The 12,501-nt window shown below is 68.3% G+C and carries 12 protein-coding genes; 5 read left to right on the top strand and 7 right to left on the bottom strand.

Annotation, left to right across the window (positions count from 1 at the left end; all coding sequences use genetic code 11):
* Positions 1-83: 83 nt before the first annotated feature.
* From AB0M65_RS09080 to AB0M65_RS09070, 3 genes are all read right to left on the bottom strand, one after another.
* Entirely contained in the window at positions 84-1,136 is a 1,053-nt protein-coding gene (locus AB0M65_RS09080; RefSeq protein ID WP_364023824.1) for a C40 family peptidase, read from the bottom strand.
* Positions 1,137-1,581: 445 nt separating this feature from the next.
* Positions 1,582-1,824, bottom strand: coding sequence for a hypothetical protein (locus tag AB0M65_RS09075; protein ID WP_364023821.1), 243 nt, complete (start codon positions 1,822-1,824; stop codon positions 1,582-1,584).
* 148 nt (positions 1,825-1,972) lie between these two features.
* Entirely contained in the window at positions 1,973-3,361 is a 1,389-nt protein-coding gene (locus AB0M65_RS09070) for an NYN domain-containing protein (RefSeq protein WP_364023818.1), read from the bottom strand.
* A 96-nt stretch (positions 3,362-3,457) separates the two neighbouring features.
* On the opposite strand from AB0M65_RS09070, the gene AB0M65_RS09065 reads away from it, so the two are divergent.
* Together AB0M65_RS09065 and AB0M65_RS09060 are read left to right on the top strand one after the other, a co-directional pair.
* Complete coding sequence (locus AB0M65_RS09065; RefSeq protein WP_364023815.1) at positions 3,458-5,176, top strand: DEDD exonuclease domain-containing protein; 1,719 nt, start codon at positions 3,458-3,460, stop codon at positions 5,174-5,176.
* A 314-nt stretch (positions 5,177-5,490) separates the two neighbouring features.
* Positions 5,491-5,775 carry an Lrp/AsnC ligand binding domain-containing protein gene (locus tag AB0M65_RS09060; protein WP_364023812.1) on the top strand — a complete coding sequence of 95 codons (285 nt, stop codon included), beginning with the start codon at positions 5,491-5,493 and terminating at the stop codon, positions 5,773-5,775.
* Positions 5,776-5,850: 75 nt separating this feature from the next.
* Here AB0M65_RS09060 and AB0M65_RS09055 read toward each other — a convergent pair whose 3' ends face one another.
* From AB0M65_RS09055 to AB0M65_RS09040, 4 genes are read right to left on the bottom strand one after another with little or no spacing between them, the layout of a single operon-like run.
* Positions 5,851-7,518: a cytochrome bc complex cytochrome b subunit gene (locus tag AB0M65_RS09055; protein WP_364023809.1), complete on the bottom strand. Its 1,668-nt coding sequence runs from the start codon at positions 7,516-7,518 to the stop codon at positions 5,851-5,853.
* Positions 7,515-8,648 (bottom strand): ubiquinol-cytochrome c reductase iron-sulfur subunit, encoded by a 1,134-nt coding sequence (locus tag AB0M65_RS09050; protein WP_364023806.1) that lies wholly within the window; start codon positions 8,646-8,648, stop codon positions 7,515-7,517. The genes AB0M65_RS09055 and AB0M65_RS09050 overlap by 4 nt, the downstream gene beginning before the upstream one ends.
* On the bottom strand, positions 8,645-9,463 hold the full coding sequence (locus AB0M65_RS09045; protein ID WP_364023803.1) for a cytochrome c: 819 nt from the start codon (positions 9,461-9,463) through the stop codon (positions 8,645-8,647). Before AB0M65_RS09045 ends, AB0M65_RS09050 begins: the two co-directional genes overlap by 4 nt.
* A 56-nt stretch (positions 9,464-9,519) precedes the next feature.
* Positions 9,520-10,143: a heme-copper oxidase subunit III gene (locus tag AB0M65_RS09040; protein ID WP_364023800.1), complete on the bottom strand. Its 624-nt coding sequence runs from the start codon at positions 10,141-10,143 to the stop codon at positions 9,520-9,522.
* Between the two features lie 95 nt (positions 10,144-10,238).
* Between AB0M65_RS09040 and AB0M65_RS09035 the strand changes: the two genes are divergently transcribed.
* From AB0M65_RS09035 to trpD, 3 genes are all read left to right on the top strand, one after another.
* On the top strand, positions 10,239-10,673 hold the full coding sequence (locus AB0M65_RS09035; protein WP_364023798.1) for a hypothetical protein: 435 nt from the start codon (positions 10,239-10,241) through the stop codon (positions 10,671-10,673).
* A 42-nt stretch (positions 10,674-10,715) separates the two neighbouring features.
* A complete protein-coding gene (locus AB0M65_RS09030) occupies positions 10,716-11,126 on the top strand; it encodes a hypothetical protein (protein WP_364024025.1) in 411 nt (136 codons plus the stop codon).
* Between the two features lie 164 nt (positions 11,127-11,290).
* A complete protein-coding gene (trpD, locus tag AB0M65_RS09025) occupies positions 11,291-12,319 on the top strand; it encodes an anthranilate phosphoribosyltransferase (protein WP_364023795.1) in 1,029 nt (342 codons plus the stop codon).
* Positions 12,320-12,501 lie beyond the last annotated feature (182 nt).

Below are 12,501 nucleotides of genomic sequence, written 5' to 3'. Positions count from 1 at the left end.
GGCCCTCCGCACGCGAAAGGGGCGGCACCGCCTGCGCGGTGCCGCCCCTTTCGGTTGTCCCGTCACAGGACAAAGGTGCTCGATCAAGCGGTCGGGCGACGGGCCCCGACGTAGTTGTTCTGCAGCGGCGACACCTTGACGACGTCACCGGAGGTCGGCGCGTGCACCATCATGCCGTTGCCGACGTACATGCCCACATGCGAAACGGGCGAGTAGTAGAACACCAGGTCGCCCGGCTGAAGCTGCGACTTCTCCACCGGCGCGCCGAAGGTGGACTGCTGACGGCTGGACCGCGGCAGGGAGAGCCCGGCCTGCTTGTACGCCCACAGCATCAGACCGGAGCAGTCGAAGGTGGACGGACCGGTCGCGCCCCACACATAGGCGCTGCCGAGCTTGCTCTTCGCGGCCGAGAGCGCCGCCGCGGCGGCCGGGCCAGGAGCGGGCAGGTTGGGGAACGCGCCGCCCTTGTCCTTCTGGGCGGCCTTGTCCGCGGTGCTCAGGTTGCCACCGGCCCGCTCGATTTCCTTGAGCTGGTCGTTCAGCGTCTTCTGGCGCGATTGGATGTCCGTCGTCAGCTTCGCCGCGGCGTCACGAGCCGAAGTGGCCGACGCCTGCGCGTCCGAAGCCAGCTTGGAAGCGGCCGCCGACTGGGCGACGGCACCGCTGAGGTTGCCGAGAGCGGCGTTCTTGTTCGCGGCGAGGACCTCGAGCGCCGAAGAACGCTCCAAAAAGTCCTGGGTCGACGCGCCCGACAGCAGCGACGACAGCTTGTTCAGCTGCACACCGCTGGTGAACGACGCACCGGCGAACTTGTTGACCTCGGCCTGGTAGGTCTTCTCGTCACCGGCCGCCTTGACACCGCTGTCCTTCGCGGCCGCGGCGTCCGCGGTGGCCTTGTCGAGCTCGCCCTGCTTCGCGGCGAGGTCGTCCTTCGCCTTGAGGAGGTCTTCGTTCGCCTTCTCGGCCTGTGCCGCGAGGTCGCGGTACTTGGCGAGCGCTTCCGAACCGGAAGGGGGCTGCTGGGGGGCGGGGGCTGGGGCTGCGGTGGCGGAAGGCTGGGCGACCGTAACGGCGGTGATCACCGCGGCCGCGGCCAAAGCTCCTGCTACCACGCGCTTGACTGGATGCGACTGCACGGTCGCGCGTGTCTCCTTTGCTGTCGGCCACCGACCGAAACCCGGGACGAAGAGGTCGGGGGCCCTCTTCCGCGCGGCCGCGTCGCCGGCCGTGAGGCCCGCGCGGTTCCCCGCGTTCCCGCCTTGCGCCTGGCCGAGTGCTATCGCAACAGGTTTGGCGCACGGCTGGTTCTGGTGCAACTCCCCGACAAAGCTGCTTCAGTGGCGATCCCGTGTCGTCGTCTGGCGACGACTTTCCGGCCACGAGATCTCGGACAGGTTACGAAACCACGGGCACCACGTCCACCACGCCCATCGTAAAAACTCTCTGTGATGCGCCGAAACACCTTCGGACCAGCATGAGTGGAAATATGTGACGGGCGTTACATCCTGGGGCTGGTCATGACTACCTACCGTTCACCTCATCGGATCGACCACTCGTCGAACGCCCCGGTCCGGGCGTGTCTCAAGCCGTCATCCGGCGCTCCTGTTCCACCATCTCCACCATCCGGAGGCGCGGGATCATCCCCGCCTCGGCGAGCGCGTCGACCGCCCTCCGCTCGTCGGCGTCCCATTCGAGCGCCAGTGGCGCGCCGAGAAGGACGCTCACGACACAGTCATGACACGCGTCACCGCGAACCGCGCACCGGTCGCAATCGATGACGAGGTTCTCAATGTCCGCTATATCGGCGATGGCCTTGTCGTCCATCTCGGTCTCCTCACATTCAGTGGTGAGACGCACATTAAGAGCGACCACCGACAGTTTCCGAGGGCCGCGCTGTCCTGAAGTACATGAAGGCCCCCTTCCTTGCGCTAGACGCAAGGAAGGGGGCCTTCATGTACTGGGGAAGGAGTCCCTAAACCCGGCTCAACCGGGACACGAGAACCGCCGACGGCACGGGGTGCGCACCCTTACGCCGCACCGAGTCCGCCACCGCCCGGTCCGTGCTCGCGACCACCATCGGCCGCCCTGGCGGCTCGGCCGCGACGAGGGACCGGATGACGTCGTCCGCGAGCACCCCGCGTTCGGAGAACAGCACCCGCACCCCGCGCGGCACCGCGGCCGGCACGGAAAGCACACCGGCGCCGTCGAAGACGACGGTGACCTCGGCCGAGGTCCGCGCGGCCAGCGCGGAAAGCTGGTGGATCAGCCGGTCTCGCTGGTCGGAAAGCGCCAGCTCCGGATATCCGGTCTTCGTGACGTTGTAGCCGTCGACGATCAGGTGCACGTTGGGCAGCGCGAGGTGCCTGTCGAGCGCGGTGACGTCCTGGATCTTGCCGCCCGCCCCCAGACCCGACGTCGCGCCGCGGACCATGTCCGCCGGACGCTGGCCCCGCGCGCTCACCGAAAGTTCGCGACGCAGGCCGCCGACGGCGCCTTCGATCGTGTCCAGCAGCAGTCCGAGCCGGACCTCGTCGGCCTGACGTGCCTCGCGCGCGGACTGACGGGCGATCTCAGCGTCCATAACGGCCTTCTCGGCCCTCGCCCGCTCAGTGGCGACTCGCTGCCTCTCACGGTCCAACTGGGCCTTCAGGGTCTTGATCTCCTCGGCCCGCTCCGCGCCGCCGCTCTCCATCTGCGCGTGGGCTTCGGCGACAGCGTCCTTCGCCTGGCGTAGCTGGACGCCTTGTTCCCGCAGGCGCTTCAGCAGCTTCTCGACTTCGGCGTCGCGTTCACCCCGCGCGCCACCGGCGATGTCCTTGGCCTCGCGCACCTCCGCGCGCAGCTGGGCCAGTTCGGCCTCGAGCCGCTGGTTGCGGGCCAGCGCGGTGTCACGTTCGGCACGCAACGCCGTCTCGTCGGCGTTCTTCGCCACCAGCCGGACCCGTCCGGCCGCACCGGCTTCGCCAAGCAGCACGGCGGCGGCCGCGGCGGTGACGGAATCGGGGTCGTTCGGGTCGAGGGCGTCCTTGCGGTGGTCACGCAGCCATTCGGTGACCGCGACCCGGAACTGCGACGACTCCCCCAGCGCGGCGATCAGCGCCGTCCCGCCGAGTTTCGCGCGTTTCGCCGGGGCGAACTTCGCGACCGGACGGAGCTGCCTCGGCACGTCGGCGACCGGCAGTTTGCCGACGGCGGCCGCCGCGAGCTCGGCGATCCGCTCCCGCACGGCCTCAGGGAGGGACGTCCACCCTTCGGCGGGTACCTCTTCCAGTGCGTCGTCACCGTCAGCCGACGGCACGACACCCGAGGGTCCGCCGGTGGCGTCCTCCGGCAGTTCGGGCACTGCGGGCTGCGGTTGCATCGCACCAGCGTAGGCCCCATGGGCTCGGGGCGCGCTCGATGGGACGGCGTGTGCGGATCCTGAGATTGTCGGTGCCCACCCCTACTGTGCCCGAACATGGACACCGGACGGCGGCCGGGGGCGGCACAACTCGCCTTCGACGAACTCGGAACACCCTTGCGGGACACCACTTTCGTCGTATTCGACCTGGAGACCACCGGTACGAAACCCGGTCCGGACGGGATCACCGAGATCGGCGCGGTCAAGGTACGGGCGGGCGAGGTCGTCGGCGAGTTCGCCACGTTCGTCAACCCGGGGATGCCGATCCCGCCGCAGATCGTCGAACTCACCGGCATCACCAGCGCGATGGTCTACGACGCTCCCCGCATCGAGCGCGTGCTGCCCGCGTTCCTCGAATTCATCTCCGGTGCCGTGCTGGTGGCGCACAACGCCCCCTTCGACACCGGGTTCATGCGCGCGGCCTGCGAGGGGCACGGCTACCGCTGGCCGAAGACGGCCGTCGTCTGCACGGTCCGGCTCGCCCGCCGGGTCATCTCCCGTGACGAGACGCCCAGCTACCGGCTCTCCGCGCTGGCCGCGTTGTTCGGGGCGAGCACGACGCCCAACCATCGCGCCCTCGCCGACGCGCGCGCCACCGTGGACGTCCTGCACGCGCTCCTCGAACGCGTCGGCAACGTCGGTGTCCACACCCTCGAAGAACTGCTGGACTACCTGCCGGAGGTCACCTCGGCCCAGCGACGCAAACGTTCGCTCGCCGAGCACCTGCCGTCGCGGCCCGGCGTGTACCTGTTCCGCGGCCCGAGCGACGAGGTGCTCTACGTCGGGACGTCGTCCGACCTGCGCCGCCGGGTCCGGCAGTACTTCACCGGTTCGGAAAGCCGCGGCCGGATCCGGGAGATGGTCGCGCTCGCCGAACGGGTCGACGCGGTCGAATGCTCGCACGCGCTGGAGGCGGCGGTCCGGGAGTTGCGGCTGATCGCCGCACACCGCCCGATGTACAACCGCCGTTCCAAGAACCCACGGCACGCCTGGTGGGTCGCACTGACCGACGAGGCGTTCCCGCGCCTCTCGGTGGTCCGCATGCCGCGAGACGGCATGCTGGGGCCCTTTCGCAGCCAGACCGACGCACGGTCGGCCGCGGACACCCTCGCCGGCGCCTCCGGCCTGCGGACGTGCACACAACGCATCTCGGCGACCGCGCCGAGCGGCAAACCCTGTGTGCTGGCCGAACTCGGCCGCTGCGGGGCCCCGTGTGCGGGACAGCAGACGGTGGAGGCGTACCGGCCCGGTGTGCTGGCCGTGTCCGGTCTCATCGCCGGTACGGACGGCCGTCCGCTGCGCGCCGCCGCCGATCAGCTGGCCCGGCTCGCCGCGGCGGAGCACTTCGAGCAGGCCGCCCAGCACCGTGACGAACTGGCTGGGCTGATCCGCGCGGTCGGCCGGGCGCACCGGCAGTCGGCGCTGGCAGGCATCCCCGAACTGATCGCCGCCGGACCCGACGGCAACGGCGGCTGGGAACTGGCGGTGATCCGGCACGGCAGGCTCGCGTCGGCGGGCGTCGCGCGGCGCGGGATCCACCCGATGCCCGTGGTCGAGATGCTGGTGGCCTCGGCGGAAACGGTGATCCCCGGCCCCGGCCCGCTCTTCGGCGCGATTTCGGAGGAAATCCGCATCCTGCTGCGCTGGCTGACGCGGCCCGGCGTCCGGCTCGTGCGCACGACCCACCCGTGGGCGGAGGCAGCCGTCGCGGGTGGCTGGCAGGAGTGGCTGGACCTGGCGGCGAGTGCGACGGCACTGGAACAGGTCGCGGGCTAGCGACACGTGCCCCGCTGTTTGGCGTGTTCCGCCTTCAAGCACGCATGTTCCGCCCTCAAGCACGCGAGTTCCGCCCTCAAGCACGCATGTTCCGCCTTCAAGCACGCGCGACGTCGCGACCTGGCGTCGCGTGCCCTGCCGTTTGACGTTCTTCGCCCCGTCATCGCGTGCTTGAAGACGTAACTCGCGTGCTTGGGGACGTAACTCGCGTGCTTGAAGGCGGAACTCACGTGACGGCGGTGAGTGCGACGGCGCCGGAACGGGTCGCGGGCTAGGATCGCGACACCGGATCCCTTGATGTAGGAGGCGCTGTAGTGATCACCGCGATCGTGCTGATCCAGGTCGAGGCCGATGCGATTCCCGAAGCGGCCCAGGCGATCGCGGACATCGAGGGCGTCCGTGAGGTCTACTCCTGCGCGGGTGACGTCGACCTGATCGCCTCGGCCCGGGTCAGTGCCCACGAGGACCTCGCGGACCTCATCCCGGCGAAGATCGGCAAGGTCCCCGGCGTGCTGAGCACGGTCACGCACATCGCGTTCCGCTCGTACTCGAAGGCCGACAGCGAGTCCGCGTTCGACATCGGCGTCGAAGGCGCCTGATCGCCCCCAAGTACATGAAGGCCCCCTTACTTGCGCCTGGCGCAAGTAAGGGGGCCTTCACGTACTTCTGACGAGCTAGTGCCCGGAGGTGATCTCCTTGCGCTCCGCCGAGGGCTCGCCGCCGATGTCGTCGACCTTGCCGTTGCCGTGCCCGTTGGACCGGGCGCGCTCCAGCGCGATCGTCTCCTCGACCGGGTCCGGCGACCAGGTCGAACCGGCGACGGCGTGACCGGCCGAGCCGAGCTTGTTCATCTTCTTCGGCACGGACGCGCCCTGGTACTCGAGTCCGATCGCGTGACCGTGGTCGTCCACCGTGCCGAGCGGCTGGTGGATTTCGATGAACTCACCGTGCGGCAGGCGTTTGATGATGCCGGTTTCGACACCGTGCTCCAGCACCTCGCGGTCGGCCCGTTGCAGGCCGAGGCAGATCCGGTAGGTGATGTAGTACGCGATCGGCGGTGCCAGCAGCACACCGATCCGGCCCGCCCACGTCGTCGCGTTCAGCGAGATGTCGAAGGCGAACGCGATGATGTCGTTGAAGCCCGAAAGCATGATGACCGCGAAGAACGTCAGCGCCATGATGCCGAGCGAGGTCCGGACCGGGACGTCGCGCGGACGCTGCAGCAGGTTGTGATGCGCCGTGTCCTTGGACAGCTTTCGCTCGATCCAGGGATACATCAGCAGCAACCCGATCAGGATCGGCATCCCGAGCCCACCGGCGAAGAAGACCGCCGGGACCGTGTAGTTCCCGAGGTAGAGCTCCCACGCGGGCCAGATCCGCAGCATGCCGTCGGCCCAGGCCATGTACCAGTCAGGCTGTGAACCGGCCGAGACCTGCGCCACGTTGTACGGGCCGATGTTCCAGATCGGGTTGATCTGGAAGAGGCCCGACATCAGCGCGATGATGCCGGTGACCAGCGCGAAGAACGCACCGCCCTTGAGCGCGAAGACCGGCATGATCCGGACGCCGACGACGTTGGTCTCCTTGCGGCGCACGCCGGGGAACTGCGTGTGCTTCTGGTACCAGACCAGCGCGAGGTGCGCGCCCACGAGGGCGAGCATGATGCCCGGCAGCAGCAGGATGTGGATCGTGTACAGGCGCGGGATGATCTCGTTGCCGGGGAACTCCCCGCCGAATAGCGCCCAGTGCAGCCAGGTGCCCATGACCGGCACCGAAAGCACGATGCCCGACAGGGTCGCGCGGATACCGGTACCGGAGAGCAGGTCGTCCGGCAGTGAGTAGCCGAAGAAGCCTTCGAACATGCCCAGCACCAGCAGCAGCGCGCCGATGACCCAGTTCGCCTCACGCGGGCGCCGGAACGCGCCGGTGAAGAAGATCCGGAACATGTGCACCATCATCGAGGCCACGAAGATCAGCGCGGCCCAGTGATGCAGCTGACGGACGAACAGACCGCCGCGGACGTCGAACGAGATGTCGAGCGTGGTCGCGAAGGCCCGCGACATCTCGACGCCCTGCAGGCCGGTGAAGCTGCCGTTGTAGACGACCTCCTCCATGGAGGGGTCGAAGAACAGCGTCAGGTAGACACCCGACAGCAGCAGGATGATGAAGCTGTAGAGCGCGATCTCGCCGAGCAGGAACGACCAGTGCGTCGGGAACACCTTGTTGATCTGGTGCCGCATGCCCTTGGCCAGGTGATACCGGTCGTCGGCCCACTTCGCACCCGCGCCCGCGGCCTTCTCGACCGGGTTCGTCCCCTTCGTCGGGGTGGTGAGTGAACTCATGACTTACGCTCCCAAAAGGCCGGCCCGACTGCCTCGTTGAAGTCTCCGCGCGCGACCAGGTAACCCTCTTTGTCCACTGTAATCGGAAGCTGAGCCAACGGCCTCGTAGCAGGACCGAAAATCGGCTTCGCGTAGTGAAGCGCGTCGAACTGCGACTGGTGACAGGGGCAGAGGATGCGGTTGGTCCGCTGCTCGTACAGGGAGGTCGGGCAGCCCACGTGGCTGCAGATCTTCGTGTACGCGTAGTAGTCGCCGAAGTTGTAATCCTCCTGGTTCGCCCGCTTGACGACCTTGGCGGCGTCGGTGGGGCGGAGGCGGATCAGCATGACCGGGTTGTCGACCCGCTTGAACGCGGCGGACAAGGCGTGCTCGTCCTCCCGCTCGGACTCGCGGAACGGGAACACCGTCTCCATGGCGCCCGCGTCGAGGTCCTCGACCTTGACCAGGGAGACCTCGTGCGGACGGCCGGTGTTGCGGCGCAGGTAGACGACCTCGTCCGGGAAGTTCTTCTTCCAGCCCGAGTGCCACAGCGAGTCGCGGCCTTCGGTGTCCTTCCACGGGTCCTTGATGAAGGACGCGACCGGCAGCGCCGCGACGGCGAGGCCGAGTACACCGGCACCGGCACCCGCGGACCGCTTGATCAGCGAACGGCGCGCGATGGTGCTGTCGCTGCCCGAGTGGGCCAGCTGCGCGAGGATGGTGGCCTTGTCGACCTCTTTCGACCCGCCGTCACCACGCTCCTGGACCGCGACCTCGGCCGGGATGAACTTCTTGGTGTAGAGGACGGCGCCGATGCCGATGCTGAGCACGGCGAGACCCAGTGTGACCCCGAGCAGCGGCGTGTACAGCGTGTACTTGGTGTAGCCGGTCGTACCCGGCTCCTTGTACTCGAACCAATGCGGCCACGCGATGAGGACGACGAACGCGAGGCCGGCGAGTGCGGCCAGCACGAACCACAGGGCGACAGCGCGCTCGGCACGCTTCTCCGCCCGTGTTCCCTCGACCGGCCAGGGCTTCGGGTACTCCACGATCTCGACACCGTCGAGCGCGGTACCCAGCTTCACCAGCTGGTCGCGATCCATGTCCGCCAATTCCGCCTCTGTCGGCGGCTTCGGCCCTTCGGCGCTCATGCCTTCGATCCAATCCACAACGTCACGCCGATCAGCGCGGCGATCCCGACGATCCACGCGATCGCGCCCTCCGAAGCCGGGCCAATACCGCCGAGCGAGCTACCGCCGGGTGAGTTGTTCCCGTTACTGACGGACTTGACGAACGCGATGATGTCCTTCTTCTCCTCCGGCGACAGCTGCCGGTCGGAGAACTTGGGCATGTTCTGCGGCCCGGTGAGCATCGCCGTGTAGAGCTGCTCTTCCGTGGCCGGGTCCAGGTTCGGGGCGAACTTGCCCGACGAGAGCGCGCCACCGCGGCCGGTGAAGCCGTGGCAGGAGGCGCAGTTGAGGCGGAAGAGCTCGCTGCCGCGCGCGACGTCCTTGCCGCGCAGCGCGTCGCCCTTCTCCGCGGGGCGCTGGGCGCCGCCGCCGTTGGACTGGATGTAGGCACCCAGCGCGTTGATTTCGGCCTCGGACAGCTTCGGCGGCTTGCGCTGCGCCTGGGCTTCCTGGCGCACCGCGGGCATACGGCCGGTCGAAGTCTGGAAGTACACGGCCGCGTCGCCGATGCCGATGAGGCTCGGGCCACGGTCGGTGACACCTTCGAGCTTCGGACCGTGACATTCGATGCACGTGTTGTTGTAGAGCTTCTCGCCCTCACGCAGGAGGGCGGACTCGCCCTGCGCCTGCGCGGTCTGCGGCTCCGGGGCGAAAACGGCGTACAACCCGCCCACGCTCAGCAGCGCGATCCCGAGCGCCAGCGCGCCGGCGAACCGCCTGCGAGCCTTCGACCGCTTGCGGAAGCGGCGCTCCGTAGTGTTCTTGCTGGAGGTCATCTTGCGGCAACCCTTGCTGTCAGTTCAGGCCGATAGGTCGTGGTGGCGGCTTTGGTTCACGGAAGGATGTAGATCACCGCGAACAGGCCCACCCACACGATGTCGACGAAGTGCCAGTAGTAGGACACGACGATCGCCGAGGTCGCCTGGGCGGGGGTGAACTTGCTCAGCTTGGTGCGGATGAGCAGGTACACGAACGCGATGAGCCCGCCGATGACGTGCAGGCCGTGGAACCCGGTCGCGAGGTAGAAGACCGTGCCGAACGGACCGGACGGGATGGTCAATCCCTCGTCGATCAGGCTCAGGTACTCGTAGCCCTGGCCACCGACGAAGATCGCACCCATGATCAACGTGATGATGTACCAGCGGCGCAAGCCGAACACATCACCCTTTTCGGCCGCGAACACGCCGAACTGACAGGTGAACGACGACGCCACGAGGATCACCGTGAACGGGATCGCATACGTCACGTTGAGGTGGAAGGGCTCATCGTGCAGGGGCGGCGGCCACTGGCCGGACGCGTTCTGCGCCTTCACGGTGAAGAACATGGCGAACAGTCCGGCGAAGAACATCAGTTCGCTGGACAGCCACACGATGGTGCCGACGCTGACCATGTTCGGCCGGTTCAGCGAGTGGACCCGCTGGCTGATGGTGGGAGCTGCCGTTGTCACGCGTCGCATTATGTCCTCTCACGCATGGGGCCCGCCGGGTGGGTCCACGGCAAGTCGCGTGCGTGTCGGGTCACATCTGAACGAAAGAGGGAACCGGGCTACTCATGGGTTTACTGGATCGGCTGCGTGACCTGGCCGGAAAGAGCAAAGGCCCCGGCCTCGGCGTCGACACGCCCGGCGTGGAGATCATCGCGGAGGCCTTCGACCCCGCCGAGGCGGACTCTTCGGTGCTGGCGAGATCACCCTCTTGGGTCGCCGAAGCACCGGCGATCCTGCGGCACCATTTGAAACTTCCGCCCGGAAAGGTGGCGGAGGCGACCTCGATCCTGGCCCAGGACGGCTGGGAGCTGCGGGAACAGGGACCGGACGGTGGCTTCACGCTGGCACACGCGGTGCGCGTCCAACTCCTCGACGCGCTGCACTGCGCGCAGGAACGGTCGCGGATGGCGGGGCTGGCGCAGCGGCTCGGCGGGGATTCACTGGGCTGGGACGCGCTCCAGCCTCCGACCGGTACACGTGATGTCGGTCATGGCGGATAACATCGCGGGGTCGACATGACTAGACGAGGCGGAGGCGCGCTCATGGGCGAGCAGGCGATGCGGATCCTGGTGTTCAGCCACAAGGCGGAGGTGCGCGAGGCGATCATCAACGCCGTCGGCCGCCGTCCCGCCGCCGACCTCGGCCGGGTGGACTACATCGAGGCGTCTGGCATCTCCGAGGTGCTCTCCGAGATGGACGCGGCGAACGTGGACCTGGCCATCCTCGACGGCGAGGCGCAGCCGACCGGCGGGATCGGGCTGACCCGCCAGCTGAAGAACGAGATCGAGGATTGTCCTCCGATCGTGGTGTCGGTGCGGCGCAAGGACGACCGCTGGCTCGCGACCTGGTCGCAGGCCGACGCGGTACTGGTCCACCCGCTCGACCCGCTGACCGCCGCCGAGACGGTCGCCGACGTGCTGCGCGCCCGGCGGGTGCCGGCCGTGCACGGCTGAGCCGATGAGCGTGGCCGCCAAGTGGTTGCCATCGGAAGCCCTTCGGGGGTATCCGGCGCATCCAGGTTTCCGCTGGTCGTGCGGCCGCGAGGTCCTCGTACCGGTGTTGTACTCGGCTCTCGCGGCCCGTGCGTCCAGCCGTCGAGACCCCCGGAGGACTTCCGATGGTGACCACTAAGACCTGGCCGTCCCTGCTCAACCAGCTCATCGCACGCGCGGATCTGTCCGAAGAGGACACCGCGTGGGCGATGGACCAGATCATGAGCGGGGCGGCGACACCGTCCCAGATCGCCGGCTTCGCCGTCGCGCTGCGGGCGAAGGGCGAGACACCGGCGGAGATCTCCGGCATGGCCGACGCCATGCTGGCGCACGCCAGACGCGTGACCATCGACAGGCCGTCGGTGGACATCGTCGGCACCGGTGGCGACCGGTCCAACTCGGTCAACATCTCCACCATGGCCACGGTGGTGACCGCCGCGGCGGGTGCCCCGGTGGCCAAGCACGGCAACCGGAGCGCGTCGTCGAAGTCCGGCGCCGCCGACGTGCTGGAGGAACTGGGCGTCACCATCGATCTGCCGCCCGAGACGGTCCAGCGCAGCGTGAACGAACTCGGGATCGGCTTCTGCTTCGCGCCGAAGTTCCACCCCGCCCTGCGCCACGCCGGCCCGACACGCGGCGAACTCGGCGTGCCGACGACGTTCAACCTGCTCGGCCCGCTGACCAACCCCGCGCAGCCACGCAGTTCGCTGATCGGCTGCGCCTACGCGGACAAGACCCGCGTCCTCGCCGAGGTGTTCGCGCGGCGCGGGATGACCGTGCTGCTGGTCCGCGGTGACGACGGGCTCGACGAGATCACCACCACGACCACGAGTTCGATCTGGGTGGTCTCCGGCGGCGAGATCACCGAACGCGGCTTCGACCCCGCGTCGGTCGGCATTCCGCGGGCGACCACGGAGGACCTGCGCGGCGGTGACGCGGCGCACAACGCCGAGGTGTTCCGCCAGGTGATGGCCGGGAAGACCGGGCCGGTGCGGGACGCGGTGCTGCTCAACTCGGCGGCCGCGCTGGCCGCTTTCACCGGCTTCTCCGGATCGCTGGAAGACGACCTGGCGGCCGGCCTGACGCGGGCGGCCTCGGCCGTCGACTCGGGTGCGGCCGCCGACCTGCTGAACCGGTGGATCGCCTTCTCTTAGCTTCGCGACGCCTCCCAAGGCCTCCCAAGAGTGCGACGCCTCCCGAGAGTGTCATGAGGGGTCCCCATAGGACATTTTTTGTCCTATGGGGGCGGCCGGTGCGAGGCGTGCGCCGGTGACGGCACGATCAAGATCGAGATGAACTTCCTGCCGGACGTCTACGTCCCGTGCGAGGTGTGCAA

The sequence above is a fragment of the Amycolatopsis sp. NPDC051071 genome, assembly GCF_040682875.1.
Lineage (GTDB): Bacteria > Actinomycetota > Actinomycetes > Mycobacteriales > Pseudonocardiaceae > Amycolatopsis.
The sequence above is the reverse complement of the archived record's forward strand: the minus strand, read 5'-3'. Positions and strand labels throughout refer to the sequence as shown.